Genomic DNA, 26,155 nt, shown 5'->3' on the forward strand with positions numbered 1-26,155 from the left:
GACGGTTCCGCGGCTCGATACCGCGCCGTGACGTCAGGAAACCGTGACAATGCGGCGAGCGGCCCCTACCTCCGAGTGACGGAAACGGGCCGCCCGGAAAGTTTCGGACGGCCCGGGGTGTGACCGCCCGGCCGTACGGCGCCCGCGCCGCCTTCCGCGCCGTCCAGGCGGCCGCTCGGCCGGCAGCCGGTCCGTAAAGCGAACGGGCCTCTGCCCGGCGGTGGAGAACCGCAGGCAGAGGCCCGTTTCCAGGCCCGTTACAGGGCACGTTTCAGGGCGTGTTCCGAGGCACGCCGCCAAGCGCGCTCTCGTTACTGCGCCATCTTCTTCTTGAGGTTCTCGTCGAGAGCCGCGAGGAAGTCCTGCGTGGTCAGCCACTCGGCGTCGCCGCCGACCAGGAGCGCGAGGTCCTTGGTCATCTGGCCGCCCTCGACGGTCTCGATGCAGACCTGCTCCAGCTTCTCGGCGAAGTCGATGACCTCGGGCTGGTTGTCGAGCTTGCCGCGGTGCTGCAGGCCGCGGGTCCACGCGAAGATCGAGGCGATCGGGTTGGTGGAGGTCGGCTTGCCCTGCTGGTGCTGGCGGTAGTGACGGGTCACCGTGCCGTGCGCCGCCTCGGCCTCGACGGTGCGGCCGTCGGGGGTCATGAGCACGCTGGTCATGAGGCCGAGCGAGCCGAAGCCCTGCGCCACCGTGTCCGACTGGACGTCGCCGTCGTAGTTCTTGCAGGCCCAGACGTACCCGCCCTCCCACTTGAGGGAGGCGGCCACCATGTCGTCGATCAGGCGGTGCTCGTAGGTGATCCCGGCGGCCTCGAAGTCGGCCTTGAACTCGGTCTCGTAGACCTCGGCGAAGATGTCCTTGAACCGGCCGTCGTACGCCTTGAGGATGGTGTTCTTGGTCGACAGGTAGACCGGGTAGCCGCGGTCGAGGCCGTACCGCATGGAGGCGCGGGCGAAGTCGCGGATCGACTCGTCCAGGTTGTACATCGCCAGGGCGACGCCGGCGCCGGGGAAGTCGAAGACGTTGAGCTCGATCGGCTCGCTGCCGTCCTTGGGCGTGAACGTCAGCGTCAGCGTGCCCTCGCCGGGAATCTTCAGGTCGGTGGCGCGGTACTGGTCGCCGAAGGCGTGACGGCCGACGACGATCGGCTTGGTCCAGCCGGGGACGAGCCGCGGGATGTTCGACATGATGATCGGCTCGCGGAAGATGACACCGCCGAGGATGTTGCGGATCGTCCCGTTCGGGGACTTCCACATCTTCTTCAGGCCGAACTCCTCGACGCGGGCCTCGTCCGGCGTGATCGTCGCGCACTTCACGCCCACGCCGTACTGCTTGATGGCGTTGGCGGCGTCGATCGTGACCTGGTCGTCGGTGGCGTCGCGGTTCTCAATACCGAGGTCGTAGTACTTCAGGTCGACGTCGAGGTAGGGAAGGATCAGCTGGTCCTTGATGAACTTCCAGATGATCCGGGTCATCTCGTCGCCGTCGAGCTCGACGACTGGACCCGCTACCTTGATCTTGGGCATGCGTGGGGTTCCCCTTCTGAATTAACTGGCCAGCACGTCCTTTTTGAGGCTCACTGGCCGTTGAGGCTATCGGACGGGTGTGGTAAGCCCGCGACGAGGTCGTGTTCCTACGAGTCGTGCAGCCGCAACAGCATGAGCAGCGAGCCGATGACGAGCGCCGCGCCGAACGCCGCCAGCGTGAGCGCGTCCACCCGTTTGCCGCGGATCGCGAGCGCGCCCGCCCGCCGTTCGGAGACCGCCACCCGGACCAGGGATCCGGCGAGGAAGCCACATCCCATGATCGCACCACCCGTGGGCACCGGCGCACCCACGCCGATCGCGCACAGCCCGGCGGCCGCGCCCGTCGCCACCAGCAGGTACGGCCCCCAGGCCGTACGCTCGCTCGTTCTCACGTCTCTCCCATGCCTGCAACTGCGGTCCTCGGCGCTTCCTCGCTGTCACCGCTCGTCGATGGGCACCCACTTCTGGTCGCGCTCTCCGATGTACTCGCTGTCCGGCCGGATCAGCCGGTTGTCGGCGTGCTGCTCGATCACGTGGGCGGTCCACCCGGACATCCGGCTGACCGAGAACACGGGCGTGAACAGGTCCGTGGGGATGCCGAGGTAGTGGTAGACGGTCGCCGCGTAGAAGTCCACGTTCGGATAGAGGTGCTTCTCCGCGAAGACGACCTCTTCCATCTCCCGCGACATCCGATAGTAGGTGTCGTCGCCCGAGGCCTCGGCCAGCTCCTGCGACATCCGCCGCAGGTGCGTCGCCCGGGGGTCCTCGGTCTTGTAGACGCGGTGCCCGAAACCCATGATCTTCTCGCCCGCCGCCAGCTTGTCCCGTACGGCCTGCGCGACGCCGCGCGGGTCCAGCGCTTCCAGCGTACGCATGACCTGCTCGTTCGCCCCACCGTGGAGGGGGCCTTTGAGCGTGCCGATGGCGGCGACGATCGCCGAGTGCATGTCGGACAGGGTCGCGGCGCACACGCGGGCGGCGAACGTGGAGGCGTTCATCGTGTGGTCGGCGTGCAGCACCAGGCAGGTGTCGAAGATTTCGACCTCGCGCTGCCCGGGACGGCGGCCGGTGATCTGCAGGAGGAAGTTGGCGGCGGTGCTCAGCTCGGGGTCGGGCGCCGGGATGTCGGCTCCCGTCCTGGCCGCGTGATAGCGGGCGACGAGGATCGGCTGCTGCGCCGTGAGCCTGGCGGCCTTGCGGAGGTTGGCGTCGGGGGCGTTGGAGTCCTTGTCCGGGTCGTCGGCCCCGGCCAGCGAGACGAGGGTGCGCAGCGCCTCCATGGGCGCCTGTTTCCCGGCGATTTCGGCGATGTTGCTCTCGACGAGCGAGCCCAGGGTGTGGCCCTCCGCCAGCTCCGCGCCGTAGTCCGCGAGCTGCTTGCGGGTCGGCAGCGTGCCGCGCTGGAGCAGGTGGGCCACCTCTTCGAAGGTGGCGTGGCCGGCCAGGTCGTGGATGTCGTAGCCACGGTAGAAGAGACGGCCGGCCGTGCCGTCGATGTCGCTGAGCGCTGTGGACGCGGCGACGACATCGGCGAGGCCTTTGGTGGGCTTGTCCGCCATAAGTGTTTCCTCCGCTTATCTCCGCCCGAAGTCTACCCGTGAGCAGGTAAAGCGCCCCTCAAAGGTCCAGACCAATTTCAGGATTGATTCTGCTCCTGGCAAAGGCGATTCCCCCTCGCCACGGGTGGGTAAGCCGCAGCTATAGGGAAAGTAACGGCGGGCTACCTGGGGAGGAACTGCCGTGGAGGGGCCGTTCATACGGATCGAGGACAGCGGCGAGGTGGTGCCGCTGCGCCCCGACGTCACCACGATCGGCCGCGGCCGAGGCGTGGACATCCGGCTGACGGATCCGAGCGTGTCACGGCTGCACGCCGAATTCGTCCGTCGCGGGCCCTACCTGTACGTCGTGGACCTGGGCCTGTCCCGCAACGGCACCCGGGTGAACGGCAGGCCGATCGCCAGGAGGGTGCTTGACGACGGCGACGTCGTCTCCTTCGGAGCCGCCCGGGCCCGGGTCGGCGGGATCCCGAGGGAGGACCTCGCCCCCGAGGTCGAGCTGCGCCGCGCCGCCGCGCCGGAGCTCACCCGCCGGGAGGTCGACGTCCTCACCTCGCTGTGCCGTCCGGCGCTGTCCGACGAGGCGTTCGTGGCACCCGCCACGGCCCGGGAGATCGCCGACGACCTGGTGGTGACCGAGGCGGCGGTCAAGCAGCATCTGCTGCGGCTTTACCAGAAGTTCCGCATCCCGGAGGGCACCAACCGGCGCACCCGGCTCGCCAACGAGGTCGTCGCCCTCGGCCTGGTGCGGCCCACACCGGTCGTGCCGCCGCAGCGGGCCACCGGACCGGCCGAGCCGGAGCCGCAGCCCCGCCCCAGCGCGGGCCGCCGGGCGTCCTGAACCAGCCGCACACCGGCCGCCGGGAGCGGAAGCCATCCACCCCCGGCGGCCAATGGAGCGTTCCCACTGCCCACTAGCGCTCGCCGTCACGCCTTGGCGATCACCTGGGTCAGCGCGGCGAGAAACGCCTGCGGGTTCATCACCGCCACCACGTAGCGCTCGCCACCTCGCCCGCCGAGCTCGACGGCATGCATGCCCACCGGGACGTCGTACCCGCCGCCCAGCAGACGAGCTGCACGGCTCGTGGCCGGCGGGTGGAGCGTGATGTCGGCGACGGGAAGCGTGTGACGGCCCACGCGTAGCGTCCGGGGCGTCAGGGTGATGGCGTTGTAACGGCGCTTGCTCAGCGAGACCAGCCCGGGGATCGAGGCGATGCCGAAGAACAGCGGAGTCAGGACGAGCATGGCATCGATCGGGAGCTCGTGATCCTGCACCCAGGCTTCCCCGAAGGACCAGATCAGCAGCACGGCGCACAGTGTCCAGGGCACTCCGAGCCACAACTTCGGCTTTCCGGGCCGCTCCTGGTAGACGATCTCGGTGTCGGACAAGTGACTCCCTTCAGATGATCAGCGACCGATTCGGCCGGCAGCCGGCAGGCGACCTCCAGCCGACGCGGGGCATGCCAGGCCCGGCGATGAGGTCGCGTATCCGCAGATGAGCAACGCACGATTCCCGCCGTACACGGGCGTCATATGTGACGACGCGAACCGTTCAGGAGCGACATGGCGCCGGAGAGGATCACTCCGCCGACGGTCAGCACATTCGTGTCGGCGCCTTGCATGACAAGGGCCAGCGCGAGATCGGTGGCATCGGCGTCCGGCAGGACCACCATGGTTCTTGCCGCGCCGGAACGAAGGGCCCCCCTGCACACCACTGGACCGCGTTCGCTGTCGCGCAGTTCCTCCCGCCCTGTTGGACCGCACAGGTAGGTGTAGTGGCGATCCCCCAGCACGACGCTGATGCCCCTGTCCTCCGCACGCAGAGCACGCCGATTCCGGGAGAGACGAGCGGTGATCCCGCCCACGGTCAACTGCGTGTGCTCATCGATGGTGATGTATCCAGAAGCGCCGAGCGGATTAGAGATCGTCGCATCCGGCAGCCCATCCCCGACCAGCGTGGCCTCTCGGGGGTAGTTGGGAATTTGGAGAGAGACCTCCCCGTATGGACCCGCCGTGCCGACCAGGTGCAGAAAGGTGACCTTCCGTTCACGACGGCGTTCAGGCACTCGCTCGACAAGATCAAAAGAGAAACCGGACACCGTACCTCACCGTCCAACAGAAGCGGGCAGTTGATCGAGGCCTGGGAGGAGCTCGGTGATCAGCTCCCAGACGCGCGGCGTCTCGACGGCCGGCAAGCGCTGGGGCTTTTCCGGCATCTGCTGAGAGCGCCATCTTCGCAGCGGCGCTAGATGTTGCCTTGCCCATTGTTGAAGACCGACATGATGCCGGACACGATCATCCCTGGCACGGTCAGCTGGGTGGTGTCGGCAGCCAGCAAAAGCAGGGCAAGGGCCAGGTCGGTGCCATCGGCTGGTGGCAGGACGACCATAACGGTCCTCGATCCGCGGAAGGGGCCGCGCCGCCGCGTGACCGCACCTCGTTCGCTGTCCCGTAGCTCCTCCTCTCCAGAGTCCAGGCGGAGGTAGGTGTATCGGCGATCACCCAGGCTGATGCCAAGACCACGTCCTTCCTTACGCAAGGCGCGCCGGTTTTGAGTGACAGTGGCGGTCACTCCGCCGACAGCCAGTCGCGTCCGGGCATCGACAGCGATGAGCCCTTCTGCGGGATTAGCAGGATGAGAGATGGAGCCGTCTGGCAGCCCCTCCGCAAGGAGCGTGGCTTCTTCGGGATAGGTGGTGATTTTCAAAGACACCTCCCCATACGGCCCCGCCGTGCCGGTCAGAAGCAGGAAGGTGGTCCTCCGCTCGGATCGAGAAGGCTTCTGCGGCACAAGCTCGAAGGTGAAATCCGACATCGCACATCACCGTCCCACCGGGGCAGCAAGTTGATCGAGGCTGGGGAGGAGCTCGGTGATCAGCTCCCAGACGCGCGGCGTCTGTGTGAAAACCAGCCTTAGCTCGCTGTCGGGCGTCACCGTCCCCGGCATGACCGGCTCGGCGGGACGTTCCCGTAGCCAGTAGCCCAGGGGACCGCAGTCGAGCACGGTGATCCCTCGGATGTCGGTGCCCCTGCCCTCGCGGTTGTTCCACGCTGCGGTCATCCGCCAGTTGCCGTTGAGCTGAAGCAGCAGGTGGGTGAAGACCGTCAGTTCGGGATCGGTGAGCCCGCCCTCGGCGGCGAGCGCCGCGCGCAACCGCGCGACGGTCTCCTCCACGTCGTCGGTGTCCGCTTCGGCGAGCGCCACGAAGCCGGCGTCCATGACACCGATCGTCGTGGTGATGATCGGGGCTGCCGGTGGCTTGGCGTCCCTCTCACGCAGACCCACCGCTCGCGCGAGTGACCATACGAGGGTGCTGAGTTCGGTGGGGACATACTCCGGCTCCGGCTCGCCGGGCCAGCCCTCGTACACGTAACAGGCCTCGTTGCCGACGACCGCGCCGTGGTTCGTCATGCCCTGGCCCCCGGTCATCTCGATCTGGACGAGCACGATCGGTTCGGCGAGGGCATCCGTCAGGTCAGCGAGCTCGGGGACGACGGCGTCATCGTCATTGATCAAACCGACGGCCCTCAACTCGTTCCGGGCAGTCACCAGGTCAGCCGTGACCGCCCTCCCCTCGTAAAGACAGCCCAGGACCCCCAAATGGGCCGGGCCAAGCCGGAACCGGCCACGTGCGCTGTCGAAGGACGGCATTACTCAATCTCCCTGCACTAGTCGAACGGGTTGAGGCTGCTGAAGACCTTTCTCGCCCCCTCGCCGATCGCCTCGCCCACCTTCTTCGCACCGGCCTCGATGTCATCCCAGTGTTCGATGACCTTCGCGCCGACGTAAACGGCACCCGTAATGACGGTAGCTCCGAGGGCGACGGGACTGGGGCAGATCATCGCGGCGGTTAGGGAGGCGTTGAAAGTAACCTCGGCGATATCCGCGACATATCCGGCGCCATTGCGCTTGAACGCGTCGATCGGGTTGCCCTGTGAGATAACGTTCGCCGCACTGTAGCCGGTGTTGGCGACCGCGCCCACAATGCCTAGCGACCGGAAGGCCCCAGCCGTACGGGCCACCACTCCTAGCCGGGTAAGGGCGGTGGGCTCGACCTTTAGGATCGCGGCGGCAGCCTCCATCTTTTTCGGGTCCGCGGTGGCCGACCAGACCTTGAGCAGGTTCGCCTCTCCGGCAGCTCGCACATCTACCCCGGCATGTGTCTTGCCACCCAGCAGCTCGGCGAGCCGGTTGTCGCCGAAGACGCGATTGAGAAAGTTGTTCACCCGGGCCCCAGCGAGCGCTCTGCCCGTTGTAACCGCCTTGGCGGCGCCGTCCATCTCCAGCTGATGAGGCAGCAGGGACACGTAGTCGCGGTAGAGCTTGCTCTTCATGAAAAGCTGCCGAGTGAGACCGGCGAGACCGGTGCCTGGAGCAGCGACAGATCTGGTGCGCGGTATCAGCTTTTTCGCCAGGGCGTTCGCCTTACCCTGCACGGCTGTGTCGATCAGTTTTGTGAGCGCCGGCTTCAGGATCTGATTGTTGAACAGCACGCGGCTGAGGGATACGGCCTGGGTGGTGACGATCGGGGCGGTGGCGGTGACCCCTTTGACATCGCTCACGATCTTGAGGATGTTGGCGACCGTCGCCTCGTGCGGTTCGAGGGCAGGGATGGCGTGCGAGATGGCGGCGGCCTTCAACCGCGTGAGGTAGTCGTCCAGCGACTCGCCGGGCTTGCGATGGAAATCCTTATTTCCAGTTTTGTTCGCCCAGTCCGCGACCGAGTTGACGGAGATGAGAGTCGCCGGGTCGATCTTGTTGCCATTCGCAACGATTTCCAGCGGCGGAAAACCCGCCCACACCAGCCCGGCGAACGGGTCGCCGGTCTGCAGCCGGCCGATTGCGGCCCGCTGCCTCAGGTCCTTGGCCGTGTCGCTTCCCCAGGCAGGCAATTCCCGCAGTGGTGCGACGATTTGGGATGCCTGTAATGGCCAGGCGCGTTTAAAAACCTCATCCGCTGACCTGTTCAGGTCGTCCATAAGGCCGGCCAAGCGTTCGAGGTCTTCAGGCCTGAAGCTCCGCGTCACGCCTTCCCCCATGCGGCGGGAGCCTACCTGTAACTTATCCTCGAATAAAGCGCTGAGAGGAGAAAACGTGCCATCTCCACCCGAAGTGCAGGAACTCGAGAACAGGGCCGCCAAACTTCGGGAATTAGCCAACGACGTGGAGAAGCTGGTCGATGGAGTGAACGGCATGGCGGCCACCATGGAGTGGTCGGGCCCGTTGACCGACCGGATACGCGGCCAGATCGGCACCTGGAGGACGCGCTGCCGCACCGTGGCGGCCCAGCTTCTCGACGAGGCCGATCGACTGCAGCGCGAGGCCCGCGACCTGGTGAACAGGAACTGACAGAGACGTGCTGAACAAAAGCGGCGAGTGTTCCGTCGAAACGGGAATGCGGGCCGATCGACGAGGGAGCGGGCGATGCGCGGGGTTATGACGTCAGCGGTGGCGGCAGCCATGGTGACCGTGACGGCTACGGCGCTGGGCACGGGTCAGGCCGCGACGGCACAGGCGGCGCAGGTGACGGCCGAGGTGGCGAGCGCGGTTCAGGCCACGGCGAAGCTGCCCAGGGGGTTCCTGCTGAACGAGCCCAAGATGAACGGCCCGCGCAGGCCGTGGGAGCACTTGAAGCTCAGCAACAGCTTGAAGAAGCCCCTTGAGGTGAACCCGTGCGGCCGCAGGACCGCCCGCGACGGCCGCAGCGCGAGCCGTACGTTCACCTATCTGGCGGAGACCGTCTATCGCAGCGAGCAGGTCGTGCTCTACCCGTCCGCGCGGGCCGCGAAGGCGGCGATGCGGTCCGTACGCGCCGACCTGGCCGAATGCGGCTCGGGGGGCCGCGGCCACGAACGCTACTCATACCGCTGGAAGAGCACCGGGGTCGGCGACGAGGCCCTCCGGATCGGCGGCTTCTTCTTCGAGAACCGTTCCCGCTCGGTCGTCGTCCGCCAAGGCAGCGCGATCGCGGTCTACGTCAGGACCGGCCTGGTCACCAAGAGCCTTCCGATCTCCCAGTTCCGCCCGCTGATCAAGGACGCGCGCACGATGGCCGCCAAGCTCTGCGGCCTCCCCGGCGTCTGCGGGTAGACCCGGCTGCCGTACACCGACCGGCTTCCCGTGCGGACGGTCAGGCCGTTCTGCGGGTCTCCGGGCCGCTGTCGCCGCCGACGACGGCACCGGGGAGGAGACGGGGAACGGGAGCCGGTCGCCGGCGGCGGAGCAGGCCCCAGCGGAGACGCAGGGGCGTGAGGAACGCCTCTGCCCGCAGCGCGGCGATGCCGATACGTGGCAGATCGCGGGCGGCGGGATAGAGCAGGAACCGCGGCTCCCACGAGGGCCGGAACTTGGCGTTGAAGCGATACAGCGACTCGATCTGGAACCAGCGGGACAGGAAGACGAGGACACCGCGCCAGGCCCGCAGCACCGGCCCCGCCCCCAGCCGCTCACCCCGGGCCAGCGCGGAGCGGAACATCGCGAAGTTCAGCGAGACCCTGGTCACGCCGAAGTCCGGCGTGGCCTGCAGGGCCCACACGATCAGCAGCTCGTTGAGCCCGGGGTCGGCCTCGCGGTCGCGCCGCATGAGGTCGAGAGAGATGCCGTCGGCCCCCCAGGGCACGAAGTGCAGGACGGCCTGGATGTCCCCGCCCGGTGCCTCCTCGCCCTCGGACGTGGCCCGGTGGGCCGTGACCACCAGGCAGCCGGCGTCGGCCGGGTCGCCGAACCGGCCGAGCGCCATCGAGAAGCCCCGCTCGGTCTCGGTGCCGCGCCACCGGTCGGCCAGGTCGGCGATGCGCCGGCGCTCCGCCTCGCTCAGGTCTCCCGTACGCCGCACCCGGCAGGTGTAGCCGAGGCGCTCCACCCGCCTGACCATCTGACGTACGTTGCGCAGGGCCCGGCCTTCCAGGGTGAAGCCGGCCACGTCGACGACGGCCTCGTCGCCGATCTCCAGTGCGTCGAGGCCGCCCTCCCTGGCCCACACCTCGCCGCTGGTCTCGCCGCAGCCGATGACGGCCGGGACCCACGCGTGCCGCCTGGCCTCCTCAAGGAACCGCCTGATCGCCCCGGGCCACGCCTCCGGGTCGCCGATGGGGTCGCCGCTGGCCAGCATCACCCCTGCGACGACGCGGTAGGCCACGGCGGCCTTGCCGCTGGGCGAGAAGATCACGCTCTTGTCCCGGCGGAGCGCGAAGTATCCGAGCGAGTCCTGCCGGCCATAACGGTCGAGCAGGGCCCGCAGCCGCCGCTCGTCGTCCTCGTCCAGCGCCGCGACCGGCCGTTCCGGCCGGAGGGCGAGGTAGATCGTGGTGACGGCGGTGAGCGCGCCGAGCCCGGCGAGCGAGAAGTAGACCAGGTCGCCGGTGCGCTCGGACGTGAACACGACCGGCCCCTCCAGGCCCACCAGGCCGAGCACGACGTGCCACACCTGGTCGCCGAAGCCGGGGTCACCCGCGACCGTACGGTGATGTGCGGCGACGAGGATCCACCCGATCACGATGTCGAACGCGCCGAGCACCAGCAGGTTCCACAGCGCCCGCCAGCGCGAACGTGGGTCCGACAGGGCGTAGAACTCCCCTCTACCGGCCAGCAGCACCACCCACAGGAGCAGCGAGACCGACGCGGCGACCGGATGCCGGTGCAGACCTTCGAGCACGGCGTCCACCGGGAGCAGCACCACGACCGCGCGCCAAGCCCGCGCCTTACGCCGTCTGAGGGCGTGGGCGAGCATGATCAGCAGGATGCCGACCAGGAGCGACGCCGTCTCGGCGAGCGTCGTGACGGCACCCGGCAGGACGCTCGCGATCTCGCCGATCCGGCTCGCGCGCAGGCTCGGCACCAGGCCCCTGACGATGTCCAGGATGCCGATCAGCAGCGCGGCCCCGGCCGCCAGCCCCGGGACCCGAGACCGCAGGTCATACGCTAGCGTCCGACTGCTCACACACAGTGACGATAAGTCATGATTTGTCGGGTCGGCGGCCTCGAGCCCGATTCTTGGACCGGGCTTGACAAGGACCAACGGCCACCGCCCCCGCAGGTACGCCAAGAGGGCGAGCGGCCGCGGAAGGATCGGGGCCGGGCGAACACAGTGAAGCACGCGCGCCGGAAATATCCGGTGACGTCACGCACCGCCCGAGAAAACCGGCAGACCAATCCGGCGCACCAGCCCGGCGGAGCAGCCCGGTGAAGGCGCACCAGCCCGGCGGAGCAGCCCGGTTGATCAGGCGCGCTCGGCGGCTTCGACGACGTTGGCCAGCAGCATGGCCCGGGTCATCGGCCCCACCCCGCCGGGGTTGGGGGCGACGAAGCCCGCGACCTCGCGTACGTCGGGAGCCACGTCACCGGTGAGCTTGCCGTCGACCCGGGAGACGCCCACGTCGAGCACAGCAGCGCCGGGCTTGACCATGTCGGCGGTGATGAGGTGGGGCACTCCGGCCGCGGCGACCACGATGTCCGCCCTGCGCACGTGGGACGCCAGGTCCTGGGTGCCGGTGTGGCAGAGCGTGACGGTGGCGTTCTCCGCGCGGCGGGTGAGCAGCAGGCCCAGCGGACGGCCCACGGTGATGCCCCGGCCGACCACGACGACCTCGGCGCCCTTGAGCGGCACGCCGTACTCCTGGAGGAGGACCACGATGCCGCGCGGCGTGCACGGCAGCGGGGCGTCGACCATGTGGACGAGCCTGCCCAGGTTGACCGGGTGGAGGCCGTCGGCGTCCTTGGCCGGGTCCATGCGCTCGATGAGCGCCTGGGTGTCCAGGTGGCGCGGCAGCGGCAGCTGGATGATGTAGCCCGTGCAGGCCGGGTCGGCGTTCAAATCGTCGACCGCCGCCTCCACGTCGGCCTGGGTGGCGCTTTCCGGCAGGTCCTTGCGGATGGAGGTGATGCCGACCTCGGCGCAGTCGCGGTGCTTGCCCGCGACGTAGATCTGGCTGCCCGGATCGTCTCCGACGAGGATCGTGCCCAGGCCGGGGGTGACGCCCCGGTTCGCCAGGGCCTTCACCCGTTCCGCCAGCTCACCCTTGATCTTGGCGGCGGTCGCCTTGCCGTCCAGAAGCCGCGCGGTCATGGCACTTCCCGTCCTTCCAGGTGTGTTACCTTCCCCCCTCGCGCCGCTCGATGATCCGGCGGGTGAAGGGGATGAACTCCACGATCCGCCAGCCGAAGTAGGCGGCCATCGCGGCGACGGGCAGCAGCGCGATCGGGCTGTTCCACACGCCGCTCAACGTCGCGAAGGAGCTCATGATCGTATCAAGGGGCATGGAGAGACTCCGTGGAGAGGATGGGGTAGGCGCTTCAGATTAACCGCCCAAATGGGGTGATCATGCCGCTTTCACCCCATCCGCCCCAACAATCACCTCTCCATGCCGATAGGTCCGGCCTTCTCGATCAGTGGAAGAAGTGCCGCGTCCCGGTGAAGTAGAGCGTGATGCCCGCCTCCTTGGCCGCCTCGATGACCAGCTCGTCGCGGATCGAGCCGCCCGGCTCGACGATCGCCTTCACCCCGGCCTCCGCCAGCACCTGCAGGCCGTCGGGGAAGGGGAAGTACGCGTCGGAGGCCCCGACCGACCCGGCCGCGCGCTCGCCGGCCCGGGAGACCGCCAGCCGGGCCGAGTCGACCCGGTTGACCTGGCCCATGCCGACGCCGACGGTCGCACCGCCGGACGCGAGCAGGATCGCGTTGGACTTCACCGAACGGCAGGCCCGCCAGGCGAAGGCGAGATCGGCCAGCACCTCGGGCGAGGCCGCCTCTCCGGTCTTCAGCTCCCACGTGGACGGGTCGTCGCCGGGCGCGTCCACCCGGTCGACCGTCTGCACGAGCAGGCCGCCGTCGATGCGGCGGAACTCCGCGGCGTTCGACGGGCCCTCGGGGCAGGCGAGCAGGCGGATGTTCTTCTTCTCCCTGAGCACGTCGAGCGCGTCCGCCGCGAACGACGGCGCGACCACGACCTCGGTGAAGATCGGCGCGATCTGCTCGGCCAGCTCGCGGGTCACCTCGCGGTTGACCGCGATCACCCCGCCGTACGCGGAGACCGGGTCGCACTCGTGCGCCTTGCGGTGCGCCTCGACGACGTCGGCGCCCACCGCGATGCCGCAGGGGTTGGCGTGCTTGATGATGGCCACGCACGGCTCGGCGAAGTCCCAGGCGGCCCGCCAGGCGGCGTCGGCGTCCACGTAGTTGTTGTAGGACATCTCCTTGCCGTGGAGCTGCTCGGCGTTGGCCAGGCCGCCCTTCTCGCCGGTGTAGAGGGCCGCTGCCTGGTGCGGGTTCTCGCCGTACCGCAGGGCGGTCTTGCGCTTCCACGCCGCGCCCATGAACGACGGCCAGTCGCCCTCGGGCGCGTACACGTTGGCGAACCAGGACGCGACCGCGACGTCGTAGGCGGCGGTGTGCGCGTACGCCGTGGCGGCCAGCCTCTTGCGCTCGGTCAGCGTGAAGCCGCCCTCGGCGACCGCGGCCAGCACCTGGCCGTACACCGCGGGGTCGACGACCACGGCCACCGTGCCGTGGTTCTTGGCGGCGGCGCGGATCATCGCGGGGCCGCCGATGTCGATCTGCTCGACGCACTCGGCGTCGGACGCGCCGGAGGCGACCGTGGCGGCGAACGGATAGAGGTTCACCACCGCGAGCTGGAACGGCTCGATCTCCAGCTCCTCCAGCTGCTTGACGTGGGAGGGGTTGGCGCCGTCGGCGAGCAGCCCGGCGTGCACCCGCGGGTGGAGGGTCTTGACCCGCCCGTCCAGGCACTCGGGGAATCCGGTGAGCGACTCCACCTTGGTGACCGGCACGCCGTAGGAGGCGATCGCGGCGGCGGTGCCGCCGGTCGACACGATCTCCACGCCCGCGGCCTCAAGCCCCCGCGCCAGGTCCTCGAGACCCGTCTTGTCGTAAACGGTGATCAGCGCACGGCGGATGGCAATGCGGGTCACTTCGTGATCCTTCCTGGTGTCGGGCCGTCTGCGGCCTGTCCTGCGACTCGTCCCGTCCCGAGGCGCACGGTCCGCTCGGTCAGGGTCCAGCCTTCGCGGGCCATGCGGCCCACGGTCTCGACGAGAAGACGCCGCTCGACGGTCTTGATGCGCTCGTGCAGCGACTCCTCGTCGTCCCCCTCCCGTACGGGCACCGCCTCCTGGGCGATCACCGGGCCCGTGTCCACGCCCGCGTCCACGAGGTGGACGGTGCAGCCGGTGACGCGGACGCCGTACGCGAGGGCGTCGCGCACGGCATGCGCGCCGGGAAAGGCGGGCAGCAACGCCGGATGGGTGTTGACCACGGGAAACGCGCCCAGCACACGAGGACCGAGGATCTTCATGAAACCGGCGGAGACCACCAGGTCGGGCTTGTGCTCGGCGATGCGCCCGGCAAGCCCCTCGTCCCATTCATCCCGGGTCGGGTGGTCGCCCACCCTCTCGACGAACGTGGGGACGCCGGCGCGCTCGGCCCGGGCCAGGCCCTCGATACCGGTACGGTCGGCCCCAACGGCGACGACCGCCGCGCCGAACGCGTCGTCGGCCGCCGCGTCCAGCAGCGCTTGCAGGTTGGTCCCCGAACCCGAGACGAGGACGACAAGCCGGACGGACAGAGCGGAACTCCTTCGTGAGCTGCCTTCGTTTTGCAGGTGGTTGCCGGGAGATGGTTCCTTAGAGAGTGGTCGAGCGTGGAGGACCGTCCCTCGACGCAGCTAAAGCGTATCGGGCGCCGGCCATCACGACTGACGACGGGTTATGCGGAACGCGAGGCGAGGAGACCGTGACAACACCCCTGCAGACGCCGACCCCTGCGACCGGAGGTCGCCGGGCGCTCGCGCTCGCCATCATGGCCCTGGTCTTCACGCTGATGCTGCCTGCGGCCGGGCTGGCGCTGTCGATATTCGCGATCGTCATCGCGATCCGTGACCTCCGCCTGCTCAGCCGCGAACGACGCGGGATCGGACTCGCGACCGGGGCCGTCGTGCTGTCGTCGCTCGCGTTCGTCCTGGGGATCGTGACCACGGGATTCCAGCTCTACTTCTCCGACGAGCTCAACGCCTACAACGAGTGCCGCAAGGGCGCGGGCACGGTGGCGGCCCAGCAGGACTGCTCCGAGCAGCTGATGCGGTCGTTCGAACGGAAGATGGGCATGGCCTGGCCCTCCGGGGTCCCGGCTCCCGCCTGACGGCCACGGGCAAGCCGTACACGCCGTAGCCCCGGCCCTCGCCTGACGGCCACGGGCAAGCCGTACACGCCGTAGTCCCCTCCCCCCGCCTGACGACACGACGGCGGGTGAGCCGCGCGGCGTCGCGTACGGCTCGCCGGGCTTGCCCTTGACGCGCGGGTCAGGGGTTAGCGTCGCGGGGCTTGTGCGGCCGTGGCCGTACGAGCGGTCCCTTTCCCGACACCGTGGGAGTCGCCATGCCCCCGACCCTGCCCCGCGCCACGACTTTGGCCACCACCGCGAGCCTGCCCCGCACCGCGCGGGAGATCCGCCTCGCCGAGGTTCCGTCCGGTGGTCTTCCCGGCCCCGAGCATCTGACCATCGCCGAGGTCCCGCTGCCCGTGCCGGGGCACGGTGAGGTGCTGGTGCGCAACCGCTGGTTCCAGGTCTTCCCCTCGCTGCGCACGCTGATCGCCGGAGGGGTGCCCGGCACGCCCTTCCCCGCGCTCCACCCCGGAGACACGCTGTTCGGCCCGGCCGTCGGCGAGGTCGTCGCGGCCCCGGCGGACGGCGACCTGCGGCCGGGCGACCTGATCGCGCATTTCCAGGGCTGGCGTGAGTTCGCCGCGGTGCCCGCCACCGCGCCGCTGGGCGACTCCCTGCCCGACCCCGCCGCGCATCTCGCGTCCGGCGGCGCGACCGCGTACGCCGCCCTGGCCCGGATCGCCCGCCTGCGCGCCGGCGAGACGGTGCTCGTCACCGGGGGCGCCGGAGGCGTCGGGTCGCTCGCCGGGCAGATCGCCCGGCAACTGGGCGCGGCGCGCGTGATCGGCACCACCGGCTCCCCGGCCAAGGCCGGGCGCATGACCGCCGAGCTCGGCTACGACGCGGTGGTGCTCCGCGACGGCGGCCCGATCGGCGGACGGCTGGCCGAGGCCGCGCCCGACGGGGTCGACGTGGTCGTCGACACCGTGGGCGGCGAACAGCTTCAGGCCGCGGTGGCCGCGGCGCGGCCCGGCGCCCGCCTCGTCGTGGTCGGCACCCTGGCCACCCAGCTCTCGCCCGCGTCCGGCGGCACGACGGCCCCGGTGGAGCTGGACGCCTTCCAGCTCATCGCCAGGAACATCACCATCCGCGGCCTCGTCGGCGTCGACGGCGAGGTCCACGCGGAGTGGACGGAGCGCTTCGGCGCCTGGCTGCGATCGGGCGCCGTCACCTTCCCGCACACGCGGATCGCGGGCATCGAACGCGCGCCGCTGGCGTTGCGTGAGTTGTTCGAAGGACGACACGTGGGGACGGTCGTCATCGAGATGTGACCACAGCCGGGAGGTCTCATGCGGATCGGCGACGCCGCGGCGGCGGCCGGGACCACGCCACGCGCCCTACGCCTGTACGAGCAGCGCGGGTTGCTCCCGCCGCCCGCGCGGACCTCGTCCGGCCAGCGGGAGTACGGCCCGAGGGACATCGCCCGCATCCGCCTGGTGCGGCAGTTGCTCGCCCTCGGCCTGACCATCGAGGACGTCGCCCGCTGCGCCGACCGCCTGCACCTGCTGGAGGGCGACACGCTTCCGCCGTACGGCAGCCCCGGCTGCTCCGGCAACGGCGACGGCAACGGCGACGGGAGTGGCGGCGGCAGGAGGGTCGTGCAGCGCCGGATCGCCGCCCTGGACGCCGAGATCGCCCGCCTGACGGACCTGCGGAACCGGCTCGCCTCGGCCATCGCCGGGCCGGAGCGCACAGACCACACAGACCGTACGGAGCGTACGGAGCGGGCGGATCAGTCGCGGTCCCAGGCGTAGGGATCGACGTAGATGACGTGACCCCCACGGTCGTCGGTCTCGTCCACGATGTCCTTGCGCGGCGCCGGCGGGGGGCTCGGGTCACGGCGCTTCGGCGCCGGTTTGCGCGGCTTCCCGGGGGTCTGGGATGCGGCCCCGGCCCGCCGCGCGTCCATGGCGTCGAAGGTCTCCGCCGCCGCCGCGGCGTGCTCGTCGGTCCAGTCGTCCCTGATGACCGGGATCGGCTGGGTGTCGGCCTCGGTGGCGTCCAGCCAGTGGCCCGGCAGGTGGGCGCCGCGTGTGGGCCGCACCCGCCCGGCCGCCTTGGCGATCACGGCTCCGGCCTTCCGCACCGGCTCGGGCGGGGTGGCAGGACGCCGGGAGATCAGCCACCAGTTGGCGATGCCGGCCGAGATCCCGGCGGCCACGCCGACCTCCAGTGTGACCGACAGCGCCACCTCCCAGGGGGACGGCCCCACGGCGGCCAGGCCCGCCCCGCCGAGCGGGCCGCCCGACAGCGCGGCGAGCGTTCCCGCGACGAGCCCGGAGGTGATCCCGCAGACGAACCCCCACAGCGGCGCGGCCTCGATCGAAGGGGTCGGCGCGACGCGGGCCGTCACCACGCCGGCGACCGCACCGGCCGCGAACGGCACCGCGATCACACTCATGACCCACGGGGGCGCGGCTCCGGACGACGGCAGGGCGCCCAGCAGCGGCAGCATGGGCACCGCGCTCAGCTTGACCCCGGTGGGCGCGACCAGCGTCCCGGCGCCCACCGCGAACCCCGGCCCGGAGATGTAGGCCATGCCCCAGATGACGGCGTTGAAGAAGTAGAGGACCTCCAGGAGCAGGAGCAGCAGGCCGCCGACCACTCCGGGGCTGAGCACCTCCGACATCTGCTGGATCCGGGCGAAGTTGACCACCACGGCCGCGAGGACCAGCACGGCCCCGGCCACGAGCATCAGCGCGGTCGCGACGGCCGTGCCCGCCACGAGCGAGCGCGGCCGCTCGGGCAGCAGGCGCAGCATCGAGCGCCACGGCCCGATCGTGCGGGCGGTGGCCACCGATCCGGTGACGAACGCCAGCAGCAGGTGGCTGACCAGCGCCTCTCCGAGGAACGGCTCCATGATCTCGTTGCCGGAGACGAGGGCGATCACCCCGGCGAGCAGCGCGTACGGCGCGGCCAGCGAGATGCCGGCCTGGGCGATGAGGGCGAGCTGAGCGCGGCGCCGGGCGTTCTCGACGTCGCGCGGCGTGCCCTTGGGCAGCCGGGCGGGCATCCGCACCCGCAGGTCGGCGTCGCGCGCCATCCACAGGCCCGCCCGATAGAGCAGCACCCCCGGCAGGATCATCAGGCCGATGGGCAGCAGGCCCACCCGGCCGCCGGGGATCGCGAAACCGGCGTGGTGGGCGGCGAGCCAGAGCTGGCAGGCCGTACGGAAGACGCCGGGCAGGCCCTCGCCGAACGGCCCGCGGGGCGCGGCCATCCAGCCGATGAGGGTGAGCGTGGTGAGCACGGCCAGGCCGACGCCGAGCGTCCCGACCGCGGCCAGCATGCCCGAGACGGGGAGCGGCCGGCGGGTCTCCTCGTCGTCCCCGGCTCCCGTGCGGCCGAGCACGGCGCGGGGAGCGGTCCTGAACTGGTCGAGAAGGCCCGTCACGTTACCGCATCATCCCAGCCCGGCGGCGTTGCTCCACGTCGCCACGCCGGGGAGTACGCAATCCGGACGCATCGGCACGCGCACCGGCCGGGCCCCGGAAACGACCGCGACCTTGCGCTCACACCACCACGGCGGTGGGAGCACAAGGTCGCGGACGACAGCCGGATGTATGAGATCAGCGGCTGGACATGATCTCGCGCATCAGGCGGGCGGTCTCGCTGGGCGTACGGCCGACGCGGACGCCGACCTTCTCCAGGGCCTCCTTCTTGGCCTGGGCGGTGCCGGCGGAGCCGGACACGATCGCGCCCGCGTGGCCCATGGTCTTGCCCTCGGGCGCGGTGAACCCGGCGACGTAGGCGACGACCGGCTTGGTCACGTGCTCGTTGATGTAGGCCGCCGCGCGCTCCTCGGCGTCGCCGCCGATCTCGCCGATCATCACGATCGCGTCGGTCTCCGGGTCGTCCTGGAACGCCTGGAGGGCGTCGATGTGCGTCGTGCCGATGACCGGGTCGCCGCCGATGCCGACGCAGGTGGAGAAGCCGATGTCACGCAGCTCGTACATGAGCTGGTAGGTCAGCGTGCCGGACTTCGACACCAGGCCGACGCGGCCCTTGGTGGTGATGTCGGCCGGGATGATGCCGGCGTTCGACGCGCCGGGCGAGGCGATGCCGGGGCAGTTCGGGCCGATGATGCGGGTCTTGTTGCCCTTGGAGACGGCGTACGCCCAGAACTCGGTGGTGTCGTGGACCGGCACGCCCTCGGTGATGACCACGCACAGCGGGATCTCGGCGTCGATGGCCTCGCGGACGGCGGCCTTGGTGTGGGCCGGGGGCACGAAGACGACCGACACGTCGGCGCCCGTCTGCTCCATGGCCTCCTTGACCGTGCCGAAGACCGGCAGGCCCTCGTGCGTGACGCCGGCCTTGCGGGCGTTCACGCCGCCCACGACCTTGACGCCGGCGGCGAGCATGCGGCGGGTGTGCTTCGTGCCCTCACCACCGGTCATGCCCTGAACGATGATCTTGCTGTTCTCGGTGAGCCAGATAGCCATTACGCACCTACCGCGGCGAGCTCGGCGGCGCGCTTGGCCGCTTCGTCCATCGTGTCGACCAGCTCGACGCGCGGCAGCGCGGCGTCGGCCAGGATCTGCCGCCCCAGGGCGGCGTTGTTGCCGTCCAGGCGGACGACCAGCGGGTGGGTCACTTCCTCGCCCCGGCTCCGCAGGAGCTCGAAGGCGGAGACGATGCCGTTCGCGACCGCATCGCAGGCGGTGATGCCGCCGAAGACGTTCACGAAGACCGACTTCACCGACGGGTCGGACAGGATGATCTCCAGGCCGTTCGCCATGACCTCGGCCGAGGCGCCGCCGCCGATGTCGAGGAAGTTGGCCGGCTTGGGCTGGCCGGGGAGCTCCTCACCCGCGTACGCCACGACGTCGAGCGTGGACATGACCAGGCCCGCGCCGTTGCCGATGATGCCGACGTTGCCGTCGAGCTTGACGTAGTTGAGGTGCTTCTCCTTGGCCCGGGCCTCCAGCGGGTCCTCCGCGGCCTTGTCGACGTACGCCGCGTGCTCCGGCTGGCGGAAGTTCGCGTTGTCGTCGAGGGTGACCTTGCCGTCGAGGGCCTTCACCTGGCCGTCGGCCGACAGGATCATCGGGTTGACCTCGACGAGCGTGGCGTCCTCGTCGACGAAGACCGCCCAGAGCTTCTCGATCAGCTCGGCGGCGCCGTCCAGCGCCTGCTGCGGCAGGCCGCCCGCCACCGCGATCTCGCGGGCCTTGGCGCGGTCGACGCCCGTCAGCGGGCTGACCGGCACCTTCGCCACCTTCTCCGGCGCGGTGTGCGCGACCTCCTCGATGTCCATGCCGCCCGAGGCGGAGCAGATGGCGAGGAAGGTGCGGTTGGCGCGGTCGAGCAGGAAGGAGAAGTAGTACTCCTCCGCGATCTGGCTGGCCTCCTCGATCAGGACCTTGTGGACCGTGTGGCCCTTGATGTCCATGCCGAGGATCTGCGTCGCCTTCGCGTGGGCGTCGGCGGCGTCGTCGGCCACCTTCACGCCGCCGGCCTTGCCGCGCCCGCCGGTCTTGACCTGGGCCTTGACGACAACGCGTCCGGTGAGCTGCTCTGCAGCCGCCCGCGCCTCCTCCGGCGTGTGCGCGACGATTCCGCGCGGCACCGGGATGCCGTACTCCGCGAAGAGCTCCTTCGCCTGATGTTCGAACAGGTCCACGAGGGTCCGTCCCTTTTGATGTCCGAGGCCGGGCGCCGTCGTCCCGCCCGGCGTTTCCGCGCATGAAGCCTAGTCCCCGTACGAGCGTGGCCGCGTCGTCGGGTCCCGCCGGAGCCTTGCCAACAACCCTGGAGTACGGCAAGGTTGGGCAAAATGCCTAAACGGTGGCTGGAACCGCCGAACGGACCCATTCCACGATCTCCTGGGTCGTGGAGCCGGGCGTGAAAATCCGGGCGACTCCCATCTTCGTGAGTTCGGGGATGTCCGCTTCGGGGATGATGCCGCCGCCGAACACCACGATGTCCTCGGCGCCCTCCTCCCGCAGGACCTCGAAGAGCCGGGCGAACAGCGTCATGTGGGCACCGGACAGGATCGACAGCCCGATCGCCGCCGCGTCCTCCTGGATCGCCGTACGGACGATCTGCTCCGGCGTCTGGTGCAGCCCTGTGTAGATGACTTCCATGCCCGCGTCGCGCAGCGCCCGCGCCACCACTTTGACGCCGCGATCGTGCCCGTCGAGCCCCGGCTTCGCGATGACGACCCGAATCCTGCCTGCCATGAAGACCTCCCGCAGATGGTGCTCGCTGCCCGAAGCGTAACCGCCGCCCGAGGCATGGCCCCGGAACGCCCCCGCAGGTCGGCCGTTCCCTCTCCATGGGGTGATCCGTCCGCCCGCTCGGCGGCAACGCGCCCGGCCTTTTCGCAGCGGAATGCAACCTTCCGAATTCGGATCACAAATTGAAAACTCACAGGAAATGCTGATTTTCGTGACGCTCTCGTGATCATGAGCCGCAATGATTTCCCAGCTGCCCTCCTGATCTTGAGGGCACCTACGGGAGGAATCACTTTGAAGCGAGCATTCATGGCGCTGGCGTGCGCCGCGACGGCCGCGCTCGTGGCGCCCGCCGTCGCCGCCCCCGCGCAGGCTCACACCTCGACTCAGGCGCAGGCGCCCGCCGCCGACCCGGTGTCGGCGCTGCGCAAGCAGTTCGTCTCCGGCCACGGCGTACGCTTCGTCTCCACGGGCAAGCTGAGCCTCGCAGGCGTCACGGCCATCAAATACACCTCGAACGGCGGCTACGCTTTCGGCCGGTCCGGCGTCGTCGCCTCGGACAGCACGCAGAAGTCCAAATACAGCGAGCTGCTGAAGGACGAGGATGAGGACCTGAAGGACGCGGAGAAGCCTCTCCGCATGATCGTCATCGGCTCGACCGCCTACTTCTCCGGCGGGGTCTACACGAGCCTGCTCCCCGAGGGCAAGACCTGGCTGCGGCTCCCCGGGGTGCGGCCGAACGCCTCGGCGAGCCCGCTGAACCCCCTCGACTGGCACAACCTCAAGGCGGTCCTCGCGACCACCAAGGCCAAGGGTCCCGGCGGCAGGGTCAACGGCGCGAAGACCACGCTCTATCGCGGCACCATCACGCTGGGCCAGCTCATGAAGGCCAACCCGGATGTCAAGAACAGCCTCGCCGCCATTGGGTCCAACCCCGCCAAGAACGTGGTGTCCTGGAAGCTGTGGATCGGCCCCGACCAGCTCGTCCGCCGCGCCTCGGCCAGCGTCGACCTGAAGATGAAGTCCGAGGGCGAGACCTTCACCTTCAACCTGTCCACCGACAGCACGTACGCCGGCTGGGGCAGGAAGGTCACGGTCAAGGCGCCGCCGAAGAGCAAGGTCGCCAAGCTGTCCGACCTCGACGGTGACGTGCCGGAGACGTCTGGCACCGTAATCCTGCCCGACTGAACCGCGCGGCCGATCAGGCACTGAACCGCGCGGCCGAGCCCCCCCGCACGGCGCTCGACGAAGGCGGCCGGTCTCCGGGTGATCGTCACCCGGGGCCGGCCGCTTCGTTCGTTCCAGCCGGGCGCGCACCGCTCCGGCCGGCCGCTCCGTTCGTGCCGGCCTCCCGCACATGGCGCGGAGACCCGCATGGCGCGGAGACCTGCAAGGCTCAGAGGGCCACGCACCGCTCCGGCTGGGCTCGCATGGCCCACCGCCCGGGACATCCGGCGCAGACCATCCGACTCCCGACACCCGCGCTCGGCGCGCTCGTCCGCACAACACACCCGGGCCCGAGCTCCGGCTCCGGGCTCAGGTCAGAGCTTGTCGATGGGGGCGTAGGCGAGCAGCAGGGTCTTCTCGCCCTCGCTGCCGAAGTCGATCTTCACTCTCGTCTTCTCGGCCTGGCCGTCCACCGCCACCACGGTGCCGAGCCCGAACGTGTCGTGGGTGACCCGGTCGCCGGGCGACAGGCTCGGGATCTGCCGGCCGCCGGTCTTCGGCGCGGGAGCCGTACGGGCGGCCGGGCGCGAGGTCGCGGCCGACCAGGCGGTCTTGCCCGGGTCGCCGCGCCACTCGATCAGGTCGCCCGGCACCTCGGACAGGAAGCGCGAGGCGGGGTTGAACGACGGCGCGCCCCACGCCGAGCGGACCGCCGCCCGGGACAGGTAGAGCCGTTCCTTGGCCCGGGTGATGCCGACGTACGCCAGCCTGCGCTCCTCCTCCAGCTCCTTCGGGTCGCTCAGCGAGCGCATGTGGGGGAAGACGCCGTCTTCCATGCCGGTGAGGAACACCACGGGGAACTCCAGGCCCTTCGCGGTGTGCAGGGTCATCAGCGTGACCACCCCGCCGTGGTCGTCGGGGGCGCGCTCCCCCGGGGGTACGACCCCTCCGGGCCCTCCCGGGATCTGGTCGGCGTCGGCGACCAGCGAGACCTGCTCCAGGAAGTCGACGAGCGTGCCATCCGGGTTGGCCTCCTCGAACTCGGCGGCCACCGCGATCAGCTCGTTGAGGTTCTCCAGCCGGCTCTCGTCCTGCGGGTCGCCCGAGGTCTCCAGCTCCGTCCGGTAGCCGGTGACGCGCAGCACCTCCTCCGCCAGGTCGGACAGCGGAAGCTCCTTGCCGCGCAGCTCGTCGAGCATCGCGACGAAGTCGCGGATCGCGTTCAGCGAGCGGGTGGCCACGCCCGGCGCCTCGTCGGCCCGGCGCAGCGCCTCCCAGAAGCCGATGCGCTCCCGGTTGGCGAACGCCTCGACCATCGCCTCGGCACGGTCGCCGATGCCGCGCTTGGGCACGTTGAGGATGCGCCGCAGCGACACCATGTCGTCGGGGTTGGCCAGGACCCGCAGGTAGGCGAGCAGGTCCTTGACCTCCTTGCGCTCGTAGAACCGCACCCCGCCCACGACCTTGTACGGCAGGCCGGTGCGGATGAAGATCTCCTCGAACACACGGGAGGCGGCGTTCGTGCGGTAGAAGATCGCCACGTCGCCGGGGGAGACACCGTGGTCGTCGCAGAGCCGGTCGACCTCCTGCGCGACGAACATGGCCTCGTCGTGCTCGTTGTCGGCCGCATAACCGATGATCTTGGGGCCCGCCCCCTGGTCGGACCACAGGTTCTTCGGCTTGCGGCCCTCGTTGCGGGAGATGACCGCGTTGGCGGCGTTGAGGATCGTCTGCGTGGAGCGGTAGTTCTGCTCCAGCAGGATCGTCCGCGCGTCCGGATAGTCGCGCTCGAACTCCAGGATGTTGCGGATCGTCGCGCCGCGGAAGGCGTAGATCGACTGGTCGGCGTCGCCGACCACCACGAGCTCGGAGGGCTCGACACCCTCCCGCACCACGTCGCCGTCGGCGGTGCGCACCTCGGGCCGCCCGACCAGCTCGCGGATCAGCATGTATTGCGCGTGGTTGGTGTCCTGATACTCGTCGACCATCACGTGCCGGAACCGCCGCCGGTAGTGCTCGGCCACGTCGGGGAAGAGCTGGAGCAGCGTGACCGTCAGCATGATCAGGTCGTCGAAGTCCATCGCGCCGGCCTCGGTGAGCCGCCGCTGGTAGGTGCGGTAGGCCTCGGCGAGCGTCCGCTCCAGATGGGTCGATGCCCGGTCGGCCGCCGTCTCGTAGTCGATCAGCTCGTTCTTGAAGTTGCTGACCTGGGCGGAGAAGGACCGCGGCGGATAACGCTTGGGGTCGAGGTCGAGCTCGCGGCACACCATCGCCATGAGCCGCTGCGCATCGGCCTGGTCGTAGATCGAGAAGCTGGACGAGAAGCCCAGCCGCTTCGCCTCGCGCCGCAGGATCCGTACGCAGGCGCTGTGGAACGTCATGACCCACATGGCCCTCGACCGCGGCCCGATGAGCTTGTCGACCCGCTCCTTCATCTCGCGGGCGGCCTTGTTGGTGAAGGTGATCGCGAGGATCTCCCCCGGCTGGACGTCACGCTCCGCCAGCAGATAGGCGATGCGGTGCGTCAGCACCCTGGTCTTTCCGGAGCCGGCCCCGGCGACGATCAGCAGCGGACTGCCCTGGTGGGTGACGGCGTCCCGCTGCTGCGGGTTGAGGCCGTCGAGCAATGGATGAGTGGCGGCTCGGGTGGACACTCTCCTTAGGTTATGACCGCGCACCGACATCCGGGGCCCACTCGCCCGGCATGTCACGTTTAAGGTGATGTGCCGGACCTTGAGGAGGACTGCTCGTGCTGGACGAGGCGGATATCAAGAAAGTGCTGATGGTCGTCGCTCACCCCGACGACATCGACTTCGGCGCGGCGGGCACGGTCGCCCGGTTCACCGAGGCGGGGGCCGAGGTGACGTACTGCCTGGTCACGGATGGCGACGCGGGCGGTTTCGACCGTGCGGTGGACAACGGCGGCATGGCGGCGCTGCGCCGTGCCGAGCAGACCGCCGCGGCCAAGTGCGTGGGTGTGAGCGACCTGCGCTTCCTCGGCTATCGGGACGGCGCGGTCGAGCAGACGCTCGGCCTGCGGCGGGACATCGCCCGGGTGATCCGCCAGGTGCGGCCCGACCTGGTCATCACCTCGACCCCCGAACGCAACTACGCGCGGATCAGCCCGAGCCACCCTGACCACCGCGCGGTCGGCGGTGCCACCCTCGACGCCGTCTATCCCGACGCCCGCAACCCCTATGCCTTTCCCGAGCTGCTCGCCGACGAGGGCCTCGACGCCTGGACCGTACGCGAAGTGTGGCTCACCGGCGGCATGACCCCCAACCACTACATCGACGTCACCCTGACCGTGGATCGCAAGATCGCCGCGCTGCGCGCGCACGAGAGCCAGACCTCGCACATCCCCGACCTGGACGGCATGGTCAAGGGCATGCTCTCCAGCCACGCCGCCGCCGCGGGCCTCCCCGAGGGCTCGTACGTCGAGGCGTTCCAGCGGGTGGTCACCGCCTGAGATCATCCTGCGCGAGGCCGAACCGGGCCGGGCGGAGCCGGGCGCGCCGGACCAAGCCGGCGGGCTGGCTGGCCGGACT

26 protein-coding genes are annotated in these 26,155 nt (G+C 69.9%); 8 read left to right on the top strand and 18 right to left on the bottom strand.

Annotated elements, in window-relative coordinates:
• Nucleotides 1-311 precede the first annotated feature (311 nt).
• The 3 genes from HCK04_RS08505 to HCK04_RS08515 form a co-directional block, all read right to left on the bottom strand.
• Nucleotides 312-1,529 carry an NADP-dependent isocitrate dehydrogenase gene (locus HCK04_RS08505; protein ID WP_142646597.1) on the bottom strand — a complete coding sequence of 406 codons (1,218 nt, stop codon included), beginning with the start codon at nucleotides 1,527-1,529 and terminating at the stop codon, nucleotides 312-314.
• A gap of 107 nt (nucleotides 1,530-1,636) precedes the next feature.
• Nucleotides 1,637-1,921 carry a DUF3017 domain-containing protein gene (locus HCK04_RS08510; protein ID WP_142646599.1) on the bottom strand — a complete coding sequence of 95 codons (285 nt, stop codon included), beginning with the start codon at nucleotides 1,919-1,921 and terminating at the stop codon, nucleotides 1,637-1,639.
• Nucleotides 1,922-1,966: 45 nt separating this feature from the next.
• Complete coding sequence (locus tag HCK04_RS08515; RefSeq protein WP_142646601.1) at nucleotides 1,967-3,088, bottom strand: citrate/2-methylcitrate synthase; 1,122 nt, start codon at nucleotides 3,086-3,088, stop codon at nucleotides 1,967-1,969.
• 181 nt (nucleotides 3,089-3,269) lie between these two features.
• Between HCK04_RS08515 and HCK04_RS08520 the strand changes: the two genes are divergently transcribed.
• Nucleotides 3,270-3,926, top strand: coding sequence for an FHA domain-containing protein (locus tag HCK04_RS08520; RefSeq protein ID WP_142616492.1), 657 nt, complete (start codon nucleotides 3,270-3,272; stop codon nucleotides 3,924-3,926).
• Nucleotides 3,927-4,012: 86 nt separating this feature from the next.
• On the opposite strand, the gene HCK04_RS08525 is transcribed toward HCK04_RS08520, so the two are convergent.
• The 5 genes from HCK04_RS08525 to HCK04_RS08545 all read right to left on the bottom strand — a co-directional run bounded on the left by HCK04_RS08525 (nucleotide 4,013) and on the right by HCK04_RS08545 (nucleotide 8,125).
• The gene (locus HCK04_RS08525) at nucleotides 4,013-4,474 is read right to left on the bottom strand and encodes a hypothetical protein (RefSeq protein WP_142646603.1); all 462 of its coding nucleotides are present in this window, start codon (nucleotides 4,472-4,474) and stop codon (nucleotides 4,013-4,015) included.
• A 140-nt stretch (nucleotides 4,475-4,614) separates the two neighbouring features.
• Nucleotides 4,615-5,184 (bottom strand): hypothetical protein, encoded by a 570-nt coding sequence (locus HCK04_RS08530; protein WP_142646604.1) that lies wholly within the window; start codon nucleotides 5,182-5,184, stop codon nucleotides 4,615-4,617.
• A gap of 146 nt (nucleotides 5,185-5,330) precedes the next feature.
• On the bottom strand, nucleotides 5,331-5,900 hold the full coding sequence (locus HCK04_RS08535; RefSeq protein ID WP_142646606.1) for a hypothetical protein: 570 nt from the start codon (nucleotides 5,898-5,900) through the stop codon (nucleotides 5,331-5,333).
• A gap of 6 nt (nucleotides 5,901-5,906) precedes the next feature.
• Nucleotides 5,907-6,602, bottom strand: coding sequence for a hypothetical protein (locus HCK04_RS08540; RefSeq protein ID WP_142646607.1), 696 nt, complete (start codon nucleotides 6,600-6,602; stop codon nucleotides 5,907-5,909).
• A gap of 152 nt (nucleotides 6,603-6,754) precedes the next feature.
• On the bottom strand, nucleotides 6,755-8,125 hold the full coding sequence (locus tag HCK04_RS08545; RefSeq protein ID WP_142646610.1) for a PE-PGRS family protein: 1,371 nt from the start codon (nucleotides 8,123-8,125) through the stop codon (nucleotides 6,755-6,757).
• A gap of 55 nt (nucleotides 8,126-8,180) precedes the next feature.
• Between HCK04_RS08545 and HCK04_RS08550 the strand changes: the two genes are divergently transcribed.
• Entirely contained in the window at nucleotides 8,181-8,435 is a 255-nt protein-coding gene (locus HCK04_RS08550) for a hypothetical protein (protein ID WP_142646613.1), read from the top strand.
• Nucleotides 8,436-8,534: 99 nt separating this feature from the next.
• The gene (locus tag HCK04_RS08555; protein ID WP_142646615.1) at nucleotides 8,535-9,176 is read left to right on the top strand and encodes a hypothetical protein; all 642 of its coding nucleotides are present in this window, start codon (nucleotides 8,535-8,537) and stop codon (nucleotides 9,174-9,176) included.
• Nucleotides 9,177-9,216: 40 nt separating this feature from the next.
• On the opposite strand, the gene HCK04_RS08560 is transcribed toward HCK04_RS08555, so the two are convergent.
• The 5 genes from HCK04_RS08560 to purN form a co-directional block, all read right to left on the bottom strand.
• A complete protein-coding gene (locus HCK04_RS08560; protein WP_205830013.1) occupies nucleotides 9,217-11,025 on the bottom strand; it encodes a phosphatidylglycerol lysyltransferase domain-containing protein in 1,809 nt (602 codons plus the stop codon).
• A gap of 279 nt (nucleotides 11,026-11,304) precedes the next feature.
• The gene (locus HCK04_RS08565; protein WP_142646617.1) at nucleotides 11,305-12,150 is read right to left on the bottom strand and encodes a bifunctional methylenetetrahydrofolate dehydrogenase/methenyltetrahydrofolate cyclohydrolase; all 846 of its coding nucleotides are present in this window, start codon (nucleotides 12,148-12,150) and stop codon (nucleotides 11,305-11,307) included.
• A gap of 25 nt (nucleotides 12,151-12,175) precedes the next feature.
• Nucleotides 12,176-12,343 (bottom strand): hypothetical protein, encoded by a 168-nt coding sequence (locus tag HCK04_RS08570; RefSeq protein WP_168065741.1) that lies wholly within the window; start codon nucleotides 12,341-12,343, stop codon nucleotides 12,176-12,178.
• A gap of 127 nt (nucleotides 12,344-12,470) precedes the next feature.
• Entirely contained in the window at nucleotides 12,471-14,012 is a 1,542-nt protein-coding gene (gene purH / locus HCK04_RS08575) for a bifunctional phosphoribosylaminoimidazolecarboxamide formyltransferase/IMP cyclohydrolase (RefSeq protein ID WP_142646619.1), read from the bottom strand.
• Nucleotides 14,009-14,665 (bottom strand): phosphoribosylglycinamide formyltransferase, encoded by a 657-nt coding sequence (purN, locus tag HCK04_RS08580; RefSeq protein WP_142646621.1) that lies wholly within the window; start codon nucleotides 14,663-14,665, stop codon nucleotides 14,009-14,011. Before purN ends, purH begins: the two co-directional genes overlap by 4 nt.
• A 167-nt stretch (nucleotides 14,666-14,832) precedes the next feature.
• Between purN and HCK04_RS08585 the strand changes: the two genes are divergently transcribed.
• The 3 genes from HCK04_RS08585 (at nucleotide 14,833) to HCK04_RS08595 (ending at nucleotide 17,015) form a co-directional block, all read left to right on the top strand.
• Nucleotides 14,833-15,237, top strand: a complete 405-nt coding sequence (locus HCK04_RS08585; RefSeq protein WP_142646623.1) for a hypothetical protein — start codon at nucleotides 14,833-14,835, stop codon at nucleotides 15,235-15,237.
• 236 nt (nucleotides 15,238-15,473) lie between these two features.
• On the top strand, nucleotides 15,474-16,532 hold the full coding sequence (locus tag HCK04_RS08590; RefSeq protein WP_142646625.1) for an NADP-dependent oxidoreductase: 1,059 nt from the start codon (nucleotides 15,474-15,476) through the stop codon (nucleotides 16,530-16,532).
• A gap of 18 nt (nucleotides 16,533-16,550) precedes the next feature.
• On the top strand, nucleotides 16,551-17,015 hold the full coding sequence (locus HCK04_RS08595; RefSeq protein WP_142646627.1) for a MerR family transcriptional regulator: 465 nt from the start codon (nucleotides 16,551-16,553) through the stop codon (nucleotides 17,013-17,015).
• Here the strand turns inward: HCK04_RS08595 and HCK04_RS08600 are convergent.
• The 4 genes from HCK04_RS08600 to HCK04_RS08615 all read right to left on the bottom strand — a co-directional run bounded on the left by HCK04_RS08600 (nucleotide 16,994) and on the right by HCK04_RS08615 (nucleotide 21,446).
• Nucleotides 16,994-18,655 (bottom strand): DUF6350 family protein, encoded by a 1,662-nt coding sequence (locus HCK04_RS08600; RefSeq protein ID WP_142646629.1) that lies wholly within the window; start codon nucleotides 18,653-18,655, stop codon nucleotides 16,994-16,996. The two genes, HCK04_RS08595 and HCK04_RS08600, sit on opposite strands and share 22 nt — an antisense overlap.
• Before the next feature lie 175 nt (nucleotides 18,656-18,830).
• Nucleotides 18,831-19,706 (bottom strand): succinate--CoA ligase subunit alpha, encoded by an 876-nt coding sequence (sucD, locus tag HCK04_RS08605; RefSeq protein WP_142616477.1) that lies wholly within the window; start codon nucleotides 19,704-19,706, stop codon nucleotides 18,831-18,833.
• Nucleotides 19,706-20,887 (bottom strand): ADP-forming succinate--CoA ligase subunit beta, encoded by a 1,182-nt coding sequence (gene sucC, locus HCK04_RS08610; RefSeq protein ID WP_142646631.1) that lies wholly within the window; start codon nucleotides 20,885-20,887, stop codon nucleotides 19,706-19,708. Before sucC ends, sucD begins: the two co-directional genes overlap by 1 nt.
• A 157-nt stretch (nucleotides 20,888-21,044) precedes the next feature.
• Nucleotides 21,045-21,446 (bottom strand): cobalamin B12-binding domain-containing protein, encoded by a 402-nt coding sequence (locus tag HCK04_RS08615; RefSeq protein WP_142616475.1) that lies wholly within the window; start codon nucleotides 21,444-21,446, stop codon nucleotides 21,045-21,047.
• A gap of 288 nt (nucleotides 21,447-21,734) precedes the next feature.
• On the opposite strand from HCK04_RS08615, the gene HCK04_RS08620 reads away from it, so the two are divergent.
• Nucleotides 21,735-22,628, top strand: a complete 894-nt coding sequence (locus HCK04_RS08620) for a hypothetical protein (protein ID WP_142646633.1) — start codon at nucleotides 21,735-21,737, stop codon at nucleotides 22,626-22,628.
• 353 nt (nucleotides 22,629-22,981) lie between these two features.
• Here HCK04_RS08620 and pcrA read toward each other — a convergent pair whose 3' ends face one another.
• Nucleotides 22,982-25,291, bottom strand: coding sequence for a DNA helicase PcrA (pcrA, locus tag HCK04_RS08625; RefSeq protein WP_142646635.1), 2,310 nt, complete (start codon nucleotides 25,289-25,291; stop codon nucleotides 22,982-22,984).
• A 65-nt stretch (nucleotides 25,292-25,356) separates the two neighbouring features.
• On the opposite strand from pcrA, the gene HCK04_RS08630 reads away from it, so the two are divergent.
• Nucleotides 25,357-26,076 carry a PIG-L deacetylase family protein gene (locus HCK04_RS08630; protein WP_142646637.1) on the top strand — a complete coding sequence of 240 codons (720 nt, stop codon included), beginning with the start codon at nucleotides 25,357-25,359 and terminating at the stop codon, nucleotides 26,074-26,076.
• The last annotated feature ends 79 nt before the right edge of the window (nucleotides 26,077-26,155 follow it).

This window comes from Microbispora sp. CL1-1, assembly GCF_012034195.1.
GTDB lineage: Bacteria > Actinomycetota > Actinomycetes > Streptosporangiales > Streptosporangiaceae > Microbispora.